Genomic DNA, 18,448 nt, shown 5'->3' with positions numbered 1-18,448 from the left:
GATTAATTGGCTGTTCCTTGTACAGTCTGTGTCTGTGTCTGAGTCTGTGAAGAATCAGGGTTACCATCAGCACCTGCTGGTGTGTATGTAAGAGTAACTGTAAGTGATGCCTTTGTAACATCAGAAATATTAATTGCACCACTCTTTGGAATTGTGCCTGACTTATTTAATTCTGCAATTGAATATGTACACTCACCCTCGTAAGGATTTGGAATAGTGTAGTTATATGTCTTTTCCTTAGAACCCTTACTAATTACAAGTGTGATTGTAGTATTAGCAGCAACCATTTCACCTGGTGCAATAGACTGGCTAATAACCTGACCAGATGGAACTGTATCAGAGTAATCTGATGATGTGCTTGTTACTACGATATTCTTAGCATCAAGTACTGTTGTTGCTTCTGCCTGTGTAAGACCAACTACGCTTGGTACTGCAACAGTTGCCTTACCATCTGTTTCTGTTTTATTATCTGTGTTTGCAGCTGGTGTCTGCTGAGTGGTTGTGTTGTTCTTGTTTGAAGAAGAACTTGATGAGTTACTGCTGTTACTGCTACTATTGCTATCTTTTGATTCAGACTGGTTGCTAGAATCAGATGCGCTTGAATCACCGTTTTCTTCATCACCAGCAACTGTAAGTCTAAGTGTATCGTTTAATGAGAACTCATCGCCCTCTTTTGTAGACTGGCTCATAACTACGCCGTCTTCATAATCATCACTATCTTCGTAAGAAACTAAAATATTGTCATCCTCAAGGCCTAAGTCTGTAAGCTGTGTCTTAGCCTCTTCGTACTGAGTACCAACAACATTAATCATTGTTACCTTCTTAGAACCAAACTTAAATAATCCAACGCGTGAGCCAAATATAGCAACAAGGATAACTACGATTGCAATACCTGCAACGATTCCAGAGATTGTGATGATTTTATCCATCTTACCATCATCCTCTTCCTCGTCTTCATCATAGTATTCATCATCATAATATTCGTCATCATAGTACTCGTCATCATCGTAGTACTCTTCTTCATCTTGGTACTCATCATCAAAGATAAGTGCCTGTGCAGCCTTCTTTGTAAGTGAATCCTCCTGCTCTGGAGTGATACGAGGCATAACCTTTGTCTGGCCAAGCTCAGATTCAGAAATAACAACGAAATCCTCATTAGGGCTAACTAATGCTTTCTTTAAATCCATAAGCATGTCAGAGATAGTTCCATATCTTCTGTCTGGAGACTTCATTGTAGCCTTAAGGATAATTTTCTCTAATGAAATAGGAAGGTCAGGTGCGTATGCACTAGGTGCAACCATTTCTTCCTGAAGATGCTGGATAGCAATGGCAACTGTGTTATCTCCATCGAAAGGAACACGTCCTGTAACCATTTCGTACATTACAATACCAAGAGAGTAAATATCACTCTTGCCATCTACAAATCCGTTTCTAGCCTGCTCTGGTGATGAATAATGAACTGAGCCCATTACATCTGCATGAATTGTGTTTGAGCTAGCTGCTCTTGCGATACCGAAATCTGTAACCTTTACCTTTCCCTCTGTGGAAATAATAATGTTCTGAGGCTTGATATCTCTATGAATAATGCCCTTCTGATGAGCGGCTTCAATACCACGTCCAACCTGAATTGCAATTGAGATAGCTTCCTTAAAGTTAAGCTGTCCCTTCTTTTCAATGTATGTCTTAAGAGTGATTCCTTCAACATATTCCATAACGATGAAATACATTCCATTTTCAGAACCTACATCATAAATGTTAACGATGTTTGGATGCTCAAGACCTGCTGCCGACTGAGCCTCTGTTCTAAACTTTGCTACGAAGGTTGCATCCTCTGAAAACTCCTGCTTTAAGATTTTGATTGCAACTTCTCTTCCTAAAATATGATCCTTGGCACGGTATACATCTGACATTCCGCCTGCGCCAACTTTATCAATAACTTCATATCTGTCTGCAATAAATACGCCTTGTGTTATCATTTATTCTCCTTTTAACTACTCAATAATTATTACTGATACATTATCCTTGCCACCATGTGCGTTAGCAAGTTCAATTAATCTATTACCTCGATTTGCAATGGTATTGTCAGATGTAATAACTGAATAGATTTCATCATCCTCCACCATATTAGTTAATCCATCCGAACAAATAAGAATGTGCTCACCACCGTTTATAGCCACATCGAAATAATCTGCAGCTATAGAGCTTTCGGCTCCAATGGCCCTTGTAATCATATTCTTACGCTTATCGTATTTAGCATCAATTGCATCTAATTCGCCTGTGCGAACTAATTCTGCAACTACTGAATGGTCCTTTGTAATCTGCTTTAATCTGTCCTTTGTAGCTACGTATAATCTGCTGTCTCCAACATTAGCTACATATAAATGACCATCAAACACAGTTGCTAAAACAAGAGTGGTACCCATTCCTGCTTTTGAGGGGTCCGACTGCGATTCGGTATAGATTTTATTGTTTGCAAGTTGAATTGCCTTTTCAAAAATTCTAACTGTCTCCAACTCTGTAGAATTTTTAATTTCGTCTACAATAATCTCGACGCATTTAGCGGAAGCATAATCTCCTGCCAGTTCACCGCCCATACCATCTGCGACTATGTAAAGATTTGGCAATTTACCAACCTGTTTGTCAGAAGAAAAGATACAGTCCTGATTGACACGCCTCTTAATTCCGACATCTGTCTTTTCATAGCTTATCATTAAATAGTCCCTTTCAAAGCGTCCATGTCTGCATGTCGCTTTCTCAGTTGTCCACAGGCCCCGTCTATATCGCGACCCATTTCCCTTCTAATAGTAGCATTATTCACATATTTTTCAATCTTTTTTTGGAAGGAATAAGCCCTGTCCATAGAAGGTGATTCGAAATCCCTTTCCTTGATAGGATTGACTGGAATAAGATTAACATGACAGTTCAAATGTCCTATCAGCTTGCCTAATTCCTCTGCATCCACATCTCTGTCATTAACACCGGAAACAAGTGAATATTCGAAGGTAATTCTTCTACCTGTTTTATTGAAGTAATATTCGCAGGCTTCTATCAGCTCATGTATCTCGTACTTGTTCGCAACAGGCATCAATTCCTTTCTCTTTTCCTGATTAGGAGCATGAAGAGAAATTGCAAGAGTAATTGTCAAATCCTCATCTGCAAGCTGCTTAATCTTTGGTACGATTCCACATGTACTAACCGTAATGTTACGCTGAGAAATGTTTAGTCCATTCTCATCAGATAATAGTCTAACAAATTTTACGATATTATCATAGTTATCCATTGGCTCCCCAGTGCCCATAACTACAACATTTGATACTCGCTCACCTGTATCTCTTTGGATGGCATAAATCTGTCCAAGCATTTCCGCAGGAGTAAGATTTCTAACCCAGCCATCAAGTGTAGATGCGCAGAATCGGCATCCCATTTTGCAGCCAACCTGTGAGCTGATGCAAACAGAATTACCATGCTTATAGCTCATCCAAACACTTTCTACCATTTCACCATCAAACAGCTCAAAAAGATATTTTCTGGTACCGTCGATTTTGGAAACCTGCAAATCGATTTGCTTAAGTGGTCTGTAATTACAATTAGCTTTAAGCTTGTCCTTGAGAGAATTAGGAATGTTTTTCATCTCATCATAGTTGAGGGCCAAATGCTTATGCATCCACTCATAAAGCTGCTTTGATCTGAATTTAGGCTCACCTAAATCCTTTGTAATATAATCTGTTAGTTCTATTAAATTAAGCGACCTAATGTCTACTAGTTCTTTTTCATTACACATATAAAAAATCCATCATGTTCTTTATCAGGTAACAACTGTTCCATAGTCTCAATTGTAAACTCCTTATGTGAACTTAAGAAGTTTTCTACCTGATTTTCGTTTTCATCTTTGTTTATTGTGCAGGTACTGTAGCAAAGTGTTCCACCTGCCTTAACATACCTTGCAGCGTTTTTAAGTATCTTTGCCTGAAGAATAACCAGTTCATCTAAAGATTCTTTTGTCTGGTTGTATTTAATATCAGGCTTTTTTCTGATTATGCCAAGACCTGAGCATGGCAAATCAGCAATTACAACATCATAATTGTTTTCGCAAGTCTCATCAAATTCTGTTGCGTCAAACTTCTGGGCTGTTATATTTGTAGCCCCAGTTCTTTGAATGTTTTCATTGATGAGCGCAACCTTAATATCAGTAAGGTCTCTTGCAAATACTGTGCCTTTTGAAGCAAGCTCAGCTGCATGCAGTGCCTTTCCTCCTGGTGCAGCGCATAAATCAATAACTTTATCATCTTCCTTGATACCAGCTTTGTATGGAACCAACTGGGATGAATAATCCTGAATATAGAAAAGGCCTTCGTTAAATTCTGGTATTGATGAAATCACATTAAAGCCTGCTATATAAAGTGCACTAGGAATACTATCGCATATACGAACTGATATATCTTGCGCTTCAAGCTTATTCATAAGCTCTTCTCTTGTAATCTTGCTTAAATTAACTCTAATGCAAAGCTCCTCTGGCTCGAAAAATCCCTTCAGAATCTCTTTAGTCTTATCTATACCATAATCAGTATTCCACTTATCTACAATCCACTGAGGCATAGAATACTTAACACTTAAATCTGTAATGTTGAGATTGCCCTTGTCCCTAGAAATGTTACGCAAAACTCCATTAACAAACCCTGACAACCCTGCGAACCCACGCTTTTTAGCGAGCTTTACATATTCATTACAGGTAGCAGAATCTGGTACTGCATCCATGTAATATATTTCAAATGTACCCATTCGCATAATTGTGCGAATAAGTGGTTTCATCTTTTTGACCTTTGTTTTGGAGTAGCTGTTTATAATGTAATCGAGCTCGATTTCTCGTTCAACAGTTCCATTAACAAGACGAGTAATAAAAGCTCTTTCACTTTTTTCTAAATATCCATATTTATCTAAAACTGCCTTTAAATAAATATGAGAAAACTGGCCATGCTCCAAAATCTCAATCAAGGTATCAGCTGATATTTCTCTGATATTAATCCCTGCCATTTACTACCTCACAATTATTATCTATCTGTTAGATGAAAAAACAGTACCTGCTTCAAGCTGATATCCTCTTAGGAAATCACCTGTAGCCATACGCTTCTTGCCTTCTAACTGAAGTTCATTTATCTCAAGTGCTTTATTGCCACATGCTATCGTAAATACGTTTTTATTAACATCGATGACTGTGCCTGCCTCACCTGATTTATCAACAACTGTAGCTTTCCATAGCTTAAGCTGTTTACCATTTACAAATGTAAATGCAGATGGCCAAGGATTAAGTCCTCTAATTAGTCTTTCAATCTCTTCTGCCGATTTATTCCAATCGATATTTCCCATATCCTTATGAATCATACCTACGTGAGTAGCTTCTGATTCATCCTGAGGGATTGGAGTAATCTCACCTTTTTCAAGTGCTTCGATAGTCTTAACTGCAAGCTTACCACCATCAACTGCCAGCTTATCAAACAGACTTCCACCTGTCTCATCAGCGGCAAGCTCAATCTCAGATTTAAGAAGCATATCTCCATCATCAAGACCTGGTCCCATAAGCATTGTTGTATTTCCAGAGACCTTTTCCCCATTAATAACAGCCCACTGAATAGGTGCTGCACCACGGTACTTTGGAAGAAGTGAGCCGTGAACATTAACACAGCCAAGACGTGGCATATCAAGAATCACCTTTGGAAGAATCTGTCCAAAGGCAGCAACTACAAATACATCCGCCTTATACTGGCTAAGATATTCCACTGACTCCTCAGCCCTGATTTTAACTGGTTGATAAACTGGAATGTCGTGCTCTACTGCAAACTCCTTAACAGGGGTAGGCTGAAGCTTCCCACTGCGTCCCTTTGGTTTGTCTGGCTGGCTAACAACGAGGATAACCTTATGTCCAGCTTCATATATTGCCTTAAGTGTCTCCACCGCAAAATCCGGTGTACCCATAAAAACTACTTTCATCTATATCAATCCTTTCTAACAAACGCAAAATAAAACGCCTAAAAAGGCTACACTTTAGTGTACCATTTTAAGGCGTTTCGTACAACTTTTACAAGATTACATCCATTTTTTATTTATCTATAATCGTAACATTTTTCGCTATTTCTTCCGCCTGCTCAAATGAGAATTCTTTTTTAGCTAATGCCAAATAATAATACTTTTCATTTCCTTCTTTTAAATAATAGAATTCCCAGTATTCAGAAAATGTATCATCTTCTTTTAGCTCAACCCCAGCATCTTTTAATTCTTCTTCTAAAGCAAATGTGTAAAATTCATTTAAAGATGTAGCTTCCATAATATACCAACCATCGTTTTTTTCTGATGGGATTACATCTTGAATTCTCTTTTCGAAATGATTACCTGTAGGTAAACCATATGGTTGTGGAACGCCATCCAAAAATTCAATATTTACATCATTATTAGTAGCCAAAATCCTTCCTATAAATCCTGCACATCTCCATTCATCATAATGAGTTGTAGCATCTAATTCAGAGCCTGCTATATCTTCTTTAATCACATCGTATATTTCCTGTGACATAGGATAGACTTCCGGCAGAATAACTGCTCCGCCACTAATCCCTTGGTTAAAATTCAATTCTCCAATTGTATATTTTTCTGGAAGTTTCACAGTGAGCCACTTATCCAGCGATTCTCTTCTTGACACAAATTCATCCAAATCATTTTTGTATACATAATTATCATAAAGTATGACGGTATCACCATTAATATCATTATTAATGTATACTGCATCCAACTGATTATTTTCGTTATAACTAGCTTGTATCCAATAATAAATATCATCATAGCTAAAATAAATATAATAGCTATACCACAAATCTCCATCAGCTTCTCGAGTATCCAGATTGTTGGTAGAATCAGCGAATTTTGTAAAATCAATTTTATCAAAAGTATGATTGTAATATGCGTCTCTGAAAGTATTGTATTCAAACTCAACTAACTCTTTATTTGATTCTTGCGTTTCAGCTTTTGTGTCTTGAGTGCTAATAGTTTGCCCACAGCCTGTAAAAAGCAATACTCCCGCACATAATATATAAGCTATATTTTTTCTATACATTAGTCTATATTTTCCCTTCTTGTAGCTGCATAGACATAGTTTCTCAATGCTTTTTACTTGAAATTTCCTGTAATTCAAATCTGTACTTTTGCTTTACCTCAGGATACTTTTCATGGTCTACTTCAGACAAAAACATTTCTTTTGGTCTTACCCAAAGCGAACCATCATCATATAATTTACGATACACTACCATCTCTTCTTGAGTTTCAGAATCTCTTGCGATATCTTCCACCAGGTAATAATCCCCCTTAAAGTGCTTATATACTCTGTGTAAAACTAATTCTTGCATCTTCGCCTCCGTAAATTTAATTTTTGCTCGATTATCATATATCTTACAGTACCATAAACAATGTGCCTGCTCCAATCAGGATGCAACCAATAGCTGACTTTACAGTAAAATCTTCGTGCAGGAAAGCAAACGCCAACACCAATGTAATAATTATGGATAGCTTATCGATTGGTACAACCTTGGAAGCATCTCCTATTTGTAGTGCTTTGTAATAGCAAAGCCATGATGCTCCCGTTGCAAGTCCAGACAATATAAGGAAAATCCAACTCTTCTGGCTAATTGACCTGATGCCATCCTGCTGATTAGTAATAAATACCATCCCCCATGCCATTATTACAACAACCATGGTGCGGATAGCCGTGGCAAGATTTGAGCCAACGCCTTCAATTCCTACTTTTGCCAGTATTGATGTTAATGCAGCAAACACTGCCGAACCAAGAGCTAACCAAAACCACATAACTATACCTCCTCATCTAATTGATAAAACATTCTCGATTCTCGCACCATCTTTTAATCTGGTTGCTGACCGTCATGAGCTTTCCATACACATTCTGTGATTTCCATATCTGTAAAGGTTGCCAAAAAAGAGGATTCTTCAGCGCTGCAGGCATAGATACCAAAACTAATCTCCATTGGAGCATTGAACATATGACATATCCTCATCTGCTTAAAGTTTATTCCATCTAGGGAATTTTCAACACAGAAATCATCCTCCCTGCGGCTCAGACGGAACCACATAGATTTTATTGATGCATCAACATCTGTAGATGCCCAGTCAGAGTAGCCGTTATTTGTTACGACACTTCCTAATCTTTGAATCTTATCGTTTTCATACTCAACTGCAGCCTTAAGCCAATTTTCACTATCCAAGTACATGATTATCCCACTTTGATCGTAACGTACCTTAGAATCAAAATCTGTCCGTACCACAAACGAAAAGAATTGTTCTGTTGTTTTCATTTGCAAGACTGGAGCGTTGTCATTTCTAAAATGATAATAGGTCCTCTGCCAAAGATCCGTATGAGGTTCGGTAACGATTTCAACCTTATCCTTTTTAAACTGACAAGATTTTGGTTTTCTTATCCATTCCATTGAACTTGCATTAATTTTCATTATAATTTCCTCCTGTATCCAGATTTGAAGTCATCGCACTCCTGTTCTTAAAGAGCCCTACAAACTTGAATTTGCCCCTATGACATATATTCTTTCTTTGATAATTCCAACTCAATAATTTTCCATGATTCTCCATGGATATTCTCGGTCACATTCGGTTGATCTTTTGATCTATGAAAACCCGCAGATAGATAACACTTATACGCAGAAATATTGTTTTCGAATACGCCAATCGTCACCACGTCAGCCTGCATGATTTCAAATGCGTACATCAATCCCAAACGGAGCATATTCTGCCCATACTTATGTCCACGTTTAGTATCATCAACAATAACCCATCCAAATCGAAGAATCTTATTGTCCCCATGTAGATAGCGGATGATAAAATGCCCAGCAATCCCCTCATCATCAAACGCAGTAAACGGATAGAAGTTATCTTCTTCTATGCAATCCCCATTCTCACGTAAATACTTATGGTTCATTATATCTTCCGAAATGGGGAAAGTCCCAAAGTGGTCACCACCCCATTGCAAGAATGTCTTCTCATCCTTACACCACGATACGATACTTTTTGCATCAGAAGGCTTATATGGTCTTAGTCTAATCATCACACTCTCTCCAACAAATCGCGATTTATCTTATCACTTGTATATATGGTGATAATATAAATTTCAAACTCTTACAAGTAGCCTCAAGCTTCGAAGACACTTACCAAGCGACTCACCACCTGATTATTTGTAACTCTATACATCTTCAAACTATTCTGGTCGAATTCATCTTCTTGAAGATTTTTAATGAAATGATGAATATCCTCCTTGACAGATTCTGGCAAATCCGATACAGGATTCAAAACCATCTCAACCGCCAATCTCAAAACATCTTTCTTATGCTTTTTAATATCCGCAGAGTCCACCTTTTCTCCTTGTGCTTTTCGTGAACTCATGTCCAAATATGCCTTAGCCTTAAATAGAATCAAATACTCTGGTCTTAAAACAGAAAATCCATTCTCTATCACTCGTCCATTCAAAAGGACCTGATAATAATCATCATCCAAAAGAATGGCCGATAGACTTGAAATATCATCACTCACATGAAGTGGTGTTATACCAATGTGACTTTTAAGCTCAAAATCTGTTCGAGAAAATAACTCTATCATTTTTGGAAAGCCTTCTACCTGCGGTTTATCAAAACGATAGAACTGTGGCTTTCCCGTACTTCCACTTATATGCCTATAATCACCATCTTTAATAAAATCCCAAAAGATTCCGGCAAACTCTGGTGTAAGTGCCTCTACAATAAGCACCATATCCAAATCTCTTGTTGCTCGAAAGTCTGCCTCATTCTCTGTGAATAAAATATCACATGCGGCACCACCTATTAATACATAACTATCTGCGTAGTCTTTGAAGTACTCTTTAAATTTCAGCAACCCCGCTACCATACATATTCCTCCAGCATTTCTCTTATAGAAATTTCAATTCTTTCATCCGCTTTTTCATCATCTGTTAATGATAGTAAAAGTGACAATGGATCTATAGCACCACCTTTACCGAATGAAGTCACGTAACCTACCTCCTGTATGATACAGCCAGGTTCGTCTTTTTTTATATCAACCAACCTATCCTTCAGTGCCAAATCTTTTATATCTTTCTTTGCCACGACATAAGTCGGATATTTATTATCAGATATCATCGAATATTCAGCAAGCGCTGACATTCCACCAAAGACAGGAAGATTCAAATTATCATTAATATAAAAGATATTAATCACCGGATTTCTCATATAAACTTCAATACTACTCCACAGTTCCTTTATATCATCCGGTACATTAATTACACGTGACTTGCCCTTGGTTCCAAGAATTGGCATATCAAAAAAATCTATCTCATCGAAACACCTAGAGGCAGACATTTTTGTAATGTCTAGTTGTTCTGCCGCTTTTGTAACTGTAACCTCATTCCATCTTTCATAAATTGCTGTAAGAATCATTTTTTGAGTTAAAAATGATATTCTTTGAACTGGCTTTATAGTTCTTTCACGAGCAGAATTAAGAAGGATACCTAAAAATGGAAGATATATTTCCTTATCTTCTACAATAAAAGGAATTCCATCTGCTATCATTGCATTCTTAGAGTAAGTGCTGGTATTCTTTATATACAAAGCACAACGCATATTCAAAAGCTTTTCAATCTGTCTATGGTTCTTTCGTAACTGAGCCAAATTGATTTTTTCCTTTGGAATTGCTATTAACCACTCTATATTATGCATACTTGCAATTTTGAAATCATATAATGAAGAATAGAGCATTGGAAGTTTTCCATTATAGTCTACATCTTTAATATCTACTTCCATCCCAATGCTCTTCTCTAGAAATTCTTTCATACTCAAACCTCTTTTTATTTTGTAACGTAATTTATGTTACAAAATAAAATTAGCACTTTTAATGCCTAAAATCAAGACAAATCATATCTTTCTCCCAATTCGTAAACAGCTTGTTGATGATTCACTATATCAATCTCAAAATCGTCCACAGACTGTGGACGAATCTCCGCTTACAAAAAATAGAGGATCCTAAGATCCTCAACACTAAATAAACCTTTATTACAATCTTCTCCGGAAAAAGAAAACGTCTATGCGTGTCATTATTTATTCAATTAGGTCGACAAATTTGAAGTTGTGCGATTAACTTCCAATTTATTCTTCCATCAAGAATTATGTATTACATTTCTCTTTCCACTATTGGCAGTTCCTCTTACTTCTTCGTGGTAAAAGTAATCTACGATTGTTGGATGTCCTTTCTCTACTCTCTCATACGGAGTTTCATTATCAACAAACCTGCAATCATACTTTTTAGCCAGCTCTTCTGCTTTCTTTTCCAGCGCTTCAAAATAGCTGCGGTTCTTTTTGTTATAAATTTCGTCATACAGCGGCACCAGATCCGGATGTTTATCGGAAATGTATTTCATGATATCTGCCTTAAACCCTCCGCGAAGATTCAGATTCTCAAGCCATACAAGGTCACACTGATCTTTTGTCCTGTCTATGATTGCTTCTATATCCGTAATCCCCGGGAACACGGGTGAAATGAAGCAAATTGTACGAATGCCTGCCGCATATACCTCTTTCATTGCAGCAAGCCTTCTTTCTATGCTTACTGCCGCATCCATATCATCTTTAAACTCTTCATCGAGAGTATTGATTGACCATGATACTGTAAGTCTGCTATTTTCATTGATATCTTTTAGCAGATCCAGATCTCTTAGTACAAGGTCTGACTTTGTGCAGATAAGTATGTCCGCACCACTGTCCTTTAGTTCTTCCAGAAGTCTTCTTGTATTTTTATATGTTTCCTCTAGCGGATTATAACCATCCGTAACTGTTCCAATGATTACCTTCTGGCCGGCATACTTCTTTGGATTCTTTATTTCAGGCCAGTCTTTCACATCCATGAAAGTTCCCCATTCCTCCGTATGCCCTGTAAAGCGTTTCATAAAAGATGCGTAGCAGTATTTACAGGCATGGGGACACCCCACATAGGGATTCACCGAATATCCTCCAATAGGTGTATTCGATTTTGTCATTACACTTTTTGTTTCTATATGATTTACTTTGATTTCTGGTTGTTCCATATCCTCTGTTCCTCCAGCACTTTGTTAAAAGCATCCGGCATTTCCTGTATCATTTCTTCTCCCATAATCGGAACAAGATCTTCTTTCCAGAATACAGGAATGTTCAGTTCATGAGCCTGTTCTGTCAATGAATAAGCCCACCCGGGATCTGTTTTAACAGTCCTGCTCTTTGCACCTGTCATGGTTCCCACCACAATCCAGTCAATGCCTGTAAGATCAACCTTCCCCGGATCATCGAACAATGGCTCAAAGGTAACATGATATTTTTTTGCTTTCACATTGCTCCGCAGTGCATCAATACGCCATAACTCAGATTTTCTCGTAACTGTAACGCCAAACCATGCATTATCAAGATCTGTTTCAAAAGACAGAAGATCCGGTCGTTTGGTAAGAAAAAGAAACTGGTGCTGAGGATTCTCTGCTATCTTTTTAAAGACTTCCTCTCTCCATTCCTCATGCCAGCCCGAGAGATCGCTCATACCGGTCAGCAGAAAATTCTGCGGCTTTTTCTTTTCCATCATACGAAGCTTGCCTTGAAAAAACTGTGGCTTTTCAAAATCATCTATGATGTGATAACGCCTCGTATTGTTTCTAGCATAGCAGTACGGACATCCAACAGTGCACCCTATAACAAGATTCATGTTCTGAATCTGATCTTTAATACAAATACTCATTTGTCACTCCATTCCTCAAGGTTTACCCTGATGCGGTTAAGATACTCTTCAAACTGAAGAATCTCTTTATCCGTAAAATCACGATAATAAATATTCCCCATCTCATTTGATACGGAGTCATAAGCTTCTTTAAGTTCTTTGGCTTTATCTGTGAGGAACAGAAGAGTTTTTCTCTTATCAGCTTCATCAGTTTTGCGGCTTATCAGTCCGTTTTTTTCCATCCGCTCAAGCATGGTTGTAAGTGAAGTAATTGCAAGTCCGCTTTTCTCGGAAATAATTTTAATAGGAACACCATCTTCCTGCCATAAGACATAAAGAATCCTTCCCTGAGCTCCGTTAAATGCATCAATGTTTTTTTCTGCCAGTATCCTTTCAAATATACGATCACCCAGCTGTTTTATTTTTGTAACAAGAAATCCACCATTTGTCTTCATAATTTAATACTCCTATATCGTAGTTTTATACTACGATATAGGAGTATTTTTGTCAAGCACACATATCATAACTTCCAAGATAACGTTCCACCGTTCATCTCGATAAATTCGAATTGTTAGCACTCTGTCTTATTGCACCGGAGGCATAAAGCATAAAATGCAATCGCCAGAAACTGTGATACCACAGACACAGTGACAAGATACACAGGATTCAAATCATACAGGGCACCGAGAAGCCAACTGCCCAGAAACCACGCAATACCAAATCCTGTCTCAAATATTCCGAAACCGGTGCTTCGCATAGAACGCGGGACGATTCCGCTGACAGCTGCTTTCATAATACTTTCCTGCGCCCCCATTCCAATCCCCCACAGAATTATCCCAGCTCCGATCAACCAGGCATTTTCAGTCATAAAAACAAAACATGAGAAGAATGTGCTGCATAGTGTGGAAATGATCAGAGCCTTCAGCCCGACCTTATCATAAAGCCAGCCAAAGAATAGTGCAGCAAAGGCATCCACAGCCATTGCCCCAGCATATAGCAGACTGAGCATGGATTCATTAAATGCTCCGGTATTAGCCGAATGAAGTGTGATCAGGGTGAAGTCTGCAAAGCCAAAAGCAAAAAAGCAGATGGCCGCCATGAACAGAACAAATGACTTCCTGAATTCAAAGCTTGCAGGTTTATCTTCCTGCTTTTCAAAGATCTCCGGATCAGGGTATCTTATCTTTGCTGCCAAAACAAGAGCTATGGTGATCATTGCAGGAACAAGCAGTATCGCAAAAGAGATCCTATACGTTGTAAAAAGGTCGTCTATACCTTTTACAAGAGCTGTTACAAAAAGCAGTACAGGTCCGAGAAACGCGCCAAGCTGATCCAGAAACTCCTGATAGGCAAAGCCTTTTCCGGTTCCGATCTCGCTTGCCGCAAAGCTTACCAATGTGTTTTTGGCAGGCTTTTTTATCGCTTTTCCGATACGCTCCAGGATCACAAGACCGCAGGCCCAAATCCAGCCATGTTCAGGTACGAGTGCCAGTGCAGGAATCGCCAGAGCCTGTATTACATAGCCTGTGATAACAAATGTCCAGTATTTCTTCGTTTTATCTGCTATAAATCCGGATATGAGCCTTAGTGAATACCCGCACAATTCTCCTATACCGGACACAAATCCGATGGTTGCAGCGGATGCCCCTGCGAGGTTCAGATATTCGCCCAATATGCTTCTTGCGCCTTCATGAGTCATGTCCGAAAACAGACTTACGATTCCCATCAGGGTTATAAATGTTATGGCGCCAGACAAAGCCTTTTTTTTATCCATGTTCTACTCCACTAATCCCGATTTGCTTATTTCATTATCCTGTAAGTTATTCCTTCAATTTTTCTCTTACTGCATCAACATACTCATCCGTATGAAAATACAGCATGACTCCATGACCGACATTCGGCCAAATATGTTCTTCATAGTTCTTTAAGTACTTTTTCAAAATCTCATGGGATTTTATGGCATAAGGTTCCTTGCTGCCACACCAGAGATATACTTTTGTTTCAGTCTTGCTGATATCTTCATTCACTCGATACGTATAATTCTCGATAAGATTAGCCTGCATACACTCTTTGCTACTTCCCCAGTACAGTAACGAAAACTCAGCGAGATCTTCTTTGCCAAGTCCCATAAGTTTACTCACGACCTGCATTCGTTTTGAAATCTGTCCGCCGTTTTTCTGCATCTTCAGAAATGCCTTCAGCCCCAGCTTGGCACATATTTTCCCCTGATGCGCCAGATATACTCCGTCGAGGATTGCTTTTTCTATACTAATCCTGTTTCTTGCAAGAAGCTCTGTCAGTACGGTTGCACCCTGAGAAGCGCCCCAAACGGCATAGAGTTCGCCGCCAAGATTCTCCGTAACATAGGCCTCAATCTGCTCACTTTCTTTTGCAAAAGAAACAAAATTCTCTGAACCGTCATAGCATCCGGTCATTGCGGGATATATGACATAATATGTTTCTTCCAACGGTTTAAGCAATTCCCGGAATTTCTGCCAGTCGCAAAGCATTCCGTGCAATGCCAGTATCGTCTTATTCTTTTTATCTCCATATGAATGAAACTTCATTCTTTTTCTCTCCATGGAAAGTTTTACTGGAATATAATTTGCCTCTAAAAATCCCGATTTATCTTTCTATGACATAATACGTTAAATCACGCTCTTCTCCTAGATATTCAAATTCTTTTTCAACAAATCGGTCATAAGTCATACCACATTTTTTCATAACCTTTTTGGATGAATCATTTCCTGTAAAATATGATGCATATACCTTTTTTAGGTTCAAATCATAAAAACAATACTCTATAAAAGCAGCAACAGCTTCAGTAGCATATCCTTTGTTCCAATATTCAGAACCAATCCCATAACCTATTTCGCATGATTCTCCATTATTATCAAAATACAATATAATTCCTATAAGCTTCCCTGTTTCCTTTATACGTATAGCAAAGAGATTCTCCATTTTTAAATATGGGTCAAAATCAAATTTCTCAAGAGATTCTGCGTATGTACATACAAAGGTTTCCAAAACTTTTTTGTCATTTGAAATATTTCTAAAGTAATCCTCCTTATCATTAGGAGTGATTCGGTTAATTTCTAATCTCTCTGTAATCATGTCAATCTTCATTCCCTTTAAAATTTTTTTTGCTCTCAATAAGCATTCTTTTAAACATCTTACCATTATAAGTGTCTTCATAAACAACAATTACTATCTATATTCCATTTTTATTTACAGCTAGTAACCGCACTTGCTTTTTTTACTATCTGTAGGTTATTATTGCTCACAGATAGTAAGCCAACTACTATCTACAGGATATTATTTATCACAGATAGTAATTTTTGCAATTTCCACTACTACCTATAAAGCAATCTGCCTCTCAGATAGTAATGTATTAAATGCTTGTCAATAAATAGGAATTTGTCGACATGCCCATCTTCTTGAACTGACGTTCAAGAAGCATCCCTCGCTCTAAAGAGCTCGGGCAACAACGATTTATACAAACTGTACCATGTTATAAATAAAATGCGTAATTATTGGAATCCAAACATTATTTGTTTTGTTATACTGAATTCCACAAACTAAACCTAAGATTATTAATAAAATCACACTATCAATTGGTAGAAACCACTTTCCCACACACCACTTTACCGGATAATGTGATAGAAGGAACAAAAATGCTCCTATAAAAAGAACAAGTTTTTCATTATCAATTAAACCTCTTAATCGGGTCTGTAAATATGCTCTACAGGTAAGCTCTTCTTCAATTGCCCCTGGAAGAAATATCAATATATTTATATAAGAACCAAACAATGTTGTAATATGCGTTTTCTCCATAAATATACAGCTGAACACTCCATTAATAGAGACCATTATCACTGTTCCAATCAATAGTATAATGATGTGTTTCCATGATTTTGTTAATCTTATTCCAATTGATGATAAGCCACGTTTTTCATATTTTACGAACATTAGACATAGCAATATCGGTATATAATCTAATGTAAATAGCAATATGTTTATTGTGTCATAGCTGATTCTCGTTTGTGGCAGTATTCCGCAGCAAATAACTGGAATGATGCAACCTACTACATATAATATTATCGCTCTAAAACCATCCCACTTTGTATATGTTGTCTTTTCCATTGATGTTCTCCCTTTATACAAATTTCGATTTGTCATCGTCTATAAAATTCCGGAACAACTTACTATCACATCATCCCGGCATACTTGGATTCAACTGTCTATAAAGAACTGTTTTTCTTCTGCTTTCCCCGAATCAGGAATACAATACATGCGCCAATTACTACACCGATCGTATTTAAGATCAAATCATCTACATCCGTATGTCTTCCGAGGCAAAAGAGCTGAGTCATTTCGATAAGTAGAGTAAACCCGGCCCCTGCAAATATGGTTTTTCTAACCGTATCAAGTCTGCTAAAACAAATCGGCCATACGATCCCAACCGGTATGAACATTGTGATATTTCCAATAATGTTCATCTTCCAACCATCATATCGGTCTACAAGAAAATAAAATGGGATGAAACTGATCATATCACGGATATCATCTTCAAAGCCTATCTTTAATGTCGGTATCTTTCCATTCTCAAGATGGAATCCGAAGTATACAAATCTGCAAATAACAACAATACACACATAAACCAAAAGTTGCCGACATTCACGCTTTACTGAAAATATCTTCGATTTTATCGCTATGAAACATCGAGTGATTATCCATATTATCGTTATAAATAGAAAAAGTTGAAAGTATGTGATCTCAATCATTATCTCCGTGATCCTTAAAAACTCCGATTTATAATACTGTCACTTTCTGCTCCTGCTTATCCAAACTATCATTAATATTTCTAATGACATAAGCTTTTGCTGAAATATCTGACGTAATAAAAATAACATTCCCATCTTGCTCTACAAAGGCAACATTATTATCAAGTGCTATGCATGGAATTGGCGCATCACTAATCATCCTATCTACGATTTCTCTTCTCTCATTATAATGTGGACAAAAAGCATAACTATGGAGTTCAAGTAGCCCATTTACCCAACCATATCCTGCATGACCATCTTTTTCAAAACAAGAACTATCACTATGTCCAAGAGAAAACCAACAAATGGCACCAGCACTAAGGCCTGCTAACACAGTCTGTTTATTTCTATATATTTGTTTCAACCTAATATCAATCCTATGCTTTTTCCATATCTCCATCATAAATGATGTATCTCCTCCGCCAACATAGATGATATCCGCTTGATTCATAATGTTGTCAATTTCTTCATCTGTATACTTCTCAGTTATAAGCCGCAAAGCATTTACTGTACAACCCAAGCCCTCAAATTCATTTTTTATAGCTGATATATAACCTTCAGCATCATGGCTAGCAGTTCCGACAAAAAGCATATTAGGATTTTTCTTTTCAGTCATCTCCACAATATAATTATTAATTTTATGGGTGGTATCCAATTCACCACCACCTATTGCTACAATTCTACCCATATTATTTGATAATCTCCTGCTATATATATTGCCTGCTTCACCTACTATTTATCAGTTTCCTATGCCACCCCAGTCTATATATTCCAATATTTGTAAGTGCCAGGGCTGTCCTTGATAATATTAAAAAATGTAATTACTATCTATATTCCATTTT

General features: G+C 37.6%; 21 protein-coding genes. All 21 read right to left on the bottom strand.

Annotation, left to right across the window (positions count from 1 at the left end; all coding sequences use genetic code 11):
• Window positions 1-2: 2 nt before the first annotated feature.
• Window positions 3-1,976 carry a Stk1 family PASTA domain-containing Ser/Thr kinase gene (pknB, locus tag G611_RS0110420; protein ID WP_028243552.1) on the bottom strand — a complete coding sequence of 658 codons (1,974 nt, stop codon included), beginning with the start codon at window positions 1,974-1,976 and terminating at the stop codon, window positions 3-5.
• A gap of 15 nt (window positions 1,977-1,991) precedes the next feature.
• On the bottom strand, window positions 1,992-2,711 hold the full coding sequence (locus tag G611_RS0110415) for a Stp1/IreP family PP2C-type Ser/Thr phosphatase (protein WP_028243551.1): 720 nt from the start codon (window positions 2,709-2,711) through the stop codon (window positions 1,992-1,994).
• Window positions 2,711-3,781 (bottom strand): 23S rRNA (adenine(2503)-C(2))-methyltransferase RlmN, encoded by a 1,071-nt coding sequence (gene rlmN, locus G611_RS0110410; protein WP_028243550.1) that lies wholly within the window; start codon window positions 3,779-3,781, stop codon window positions 2,711-2,713. The genes G611_RS0110415 and rlmN overlap by 1 nt, the downstream gene beginning before the upstream one ends.
• Window positions 3,760-5,031 (bottom strand): 16S rRNA (cytosine(967)-C(5))-methyltransferase RsmB, encoded by a 1,272-nt coding sequence (gene rsmB, locus G611_RS0110405; protein WP_028243549.1) that lies wholly within the window; start codon window positions 5,029-5,031, stop codon window positions 3,760-3,762. Before rsmB ends, rlmN begins: the two co-directional genes overlap by 22 nt.
• Window positions 5,032-5,052: 21 nt before the next feature.
• A complete protein-coding gene (gene fmt, locus G611_RS0110400; RefSeq protein WP_028243548.1) occupies window positions 5,053-5,985 on the bottom strand; it encodes a methionyl-tRNA formyltransferase in 933 nt (310 codons plus the stop codon).
• Window positions 5,986-6,094: 109 nt separating this feature from the next.
• Complete coding sequence (locus G611_RS0110395) at window positions 6,095-7,099, bottom strand: hypothetical protein (protein ID WP_028243547.1); 1,005 nt, start codon at window positions 7,097-7,099, stop codon at window positions 6,095-6,097.
• A 43-nt stretch (window positions 7,100-7,142) separates the two neighbouring features.
• The gene (locus G611_RS0110390) at window positions 7,143-7,388 is read right to left on the bottom strand and encodes a DUF1653 domain-containing protein (protein WP_028243546.1); all 246 of its coding nucleotides are present in this window, start codon (window positions 7,386-7,388) and stop codon (window positions 7,143-7,145) included.
• 43 nt (window positions 7,389-7,431) lie between these two features.
• Window positions 7,432-7,845: an EamA family transporter gene (locus tag G611_RS0110385; protein WP_028243545.1), complete on the bottom strand. Its 414-nt coding sequence runs from the start codon at window positions 7,843-7,845 to the stop codon at window positions 7,432-7,434.
• 53 nt (window positions 7,846-7,898) lie between these two features.
• Window positions 7,899-8,480 (bottom strand): DUF1349 domain-containing protein, encoded by a 582-nt coding sequence (locus G611_RS0110380; protein ID WP_330362054.1) that lies wholly within the window; start codon window positions 8,478-8,480, stop codon window positions 7,899-7,901.
• Between the two features lie 98 nt (window positions 8,481-8,578).
• Window positions 8,579-9,109, bottom strand: coding sequence for a GNAT family N-acetyltransferase (locus tag G611_RS0110375; protein WP_028243543.1), 531 nt, complete (start codon window positions 9,107-9,109; stop codon window positions 8,579-8,581).
• Window positions 9,110-9,192: 83 nt separating this feature from the next.
• Window positions 9,193-9,942, bottom strand: a complete 750-nt coding sequence (locus G611_RS0110370; protein WP_028243542.1) for a hypothetical protein — start codon at window positions 9,940-9,942, stop codon at window positions 9,193-9,195.
• A complete protein-coding gene (locus G611_RS0110365; RefSeq protein WP_028243541.1) occupies window positions 9,936-10,883 on the bottom strand; it encodes a hypothetical protein in 948 nt (315 codons plus the stop codon). The genes G611_RS0110370 and G611_RS0110365 overlap by 7 nt, the downstream gene beginning before the upstream one ends.
• A 323-nt stretch (window positions 10,884-11,206) precedes the next feature.
• On the bottom strand, window positions 11,207-12,130 hold the full coding sequence (locus tag G611_RS0110360) for a radical SAM mobile pair protein B (protein WP_028243540.1): 924 nt from the start codon (window positions 12,128-12,130) through the stop codon (window positions 11,207-11,209).
• On the bottom strand, window positions 12,106-12,804 hold the full coding sequence (locus G611_RS0110355; RefSeq protein ID WP_022762011.1) for a radical SAM mobile pair protein A: 699 nt from the start codon (window positions 12,802-12,804) through the stop codon (window positions 12,106-12,108). The genes G611_RS0110360 and G611_RS0110355 overlap by 25 nt, the downstream gene beginning before the upstream one ends.
• Window positions 12,801-13,238, bottom strand: a complete 438-nt coding sequence (locus tag G611_RS0110350; RefSeq protein WP_013282512.1) for a radical SAM mobile pair system MarR family transcriptional regulator — start codon at window positions 13,236-13,238, stop codon at window positions 12,801-12,803. Before G611_RS0110350 ends, G611_RS0110355 begins: the two co-directional genes overlap by 4 nt.
• A gap of 116 nt (window positions 13,239-13,354) precedes the next feature.
• Window positions 13,355-14,557, bottom strand: coding sequence for an MFS transporter (locus tag G611_RS0110345; RefSeq protein ID WP_028243539.1), 1,203 nt, complete (start codon window positions 14,555-14,557; stop codon window positions 13,355-13,357).
• 46 nt (window positions 14,558-14,603) lie between these two features.
• Window positions 14,604-15,350, bottom strand: a complete 747-nt coding sequence (locus G611_RS0110340) for an alpha/beta fold hydrolase (RefSeq protein ID WP_028243538.1) — start codon at window positions 15,348-15,350, stop codon at window positions 14,604-14,606.
• A 58-nt stretch (window positions 15,351-15,408) separates the two neighbouring features.
• Complete coding sequence (locus G611_RS14680; protein ID WP_081657039.1) at window positions 15,409-15,978, bottom strand: GNAT family N-acetyltransferase; 570 nt, start codon at window positions 15,976-15,978, stop codon at window positions 15,409-15,411.
• Between the two features lie 297 nt (window positions 15,979-16,275).
• Complete coding sequence (locus G611_RS15445) at window positions 16,276-16,926, bottom strand: CPBP family intramembrane glutamic endopeptidase (RefSeq protein ID WP_051195214.1); 651 nt, start codon at window positions 16,924-16,926, stop codon at window positions 16,276-16,278.
• A 98-nt stretch (window positions 16,927-17,024) separates the two neighbouring features.
• Complete coding sequence (locus tag G611_RS0110325; protein ID WP_028243537.1) at window positions 17,025-17,567, bottom strand: VanZ family protein; 543 nt, start codon at window positions 17,565-17,567, stop codon at window positions 17,025-17,027.
• Between the two features lie 28 nt (window positions 17,568-17,595).
• Window positions 17,596-18,294: a peptidase E gene (locus G611_RS14670; RefSeq protein ID WP_036949110.1), complete on the bottom strand. Its 699-nt coding sequence runs from the start codon at window positions 18,292-18,294 to the stop codon at window positions 17,596-17,598.
• Between the last annotated feature and the right edge of the window lie 154 nt (window positions 18,295-18,448).

Origin of the sequence: Pseudobutyrivibrio ruminis AD2017 (assembly GCF_000424305.1) — a bacterium.
Taxonomy (GTDB): domain Bacteria; phylum Bacillota; class Clostridia; order Lachnospirales; family Lachnospiraceae; genus Pseudobutyrivibrio; species Pseudobutyrivibrio ruminis_B.
The sequence above is the reverse complement of the archived record's forward strand: the minus strand, read 5'-3'. Positions and strand labels throughout refer to the sequence as shown.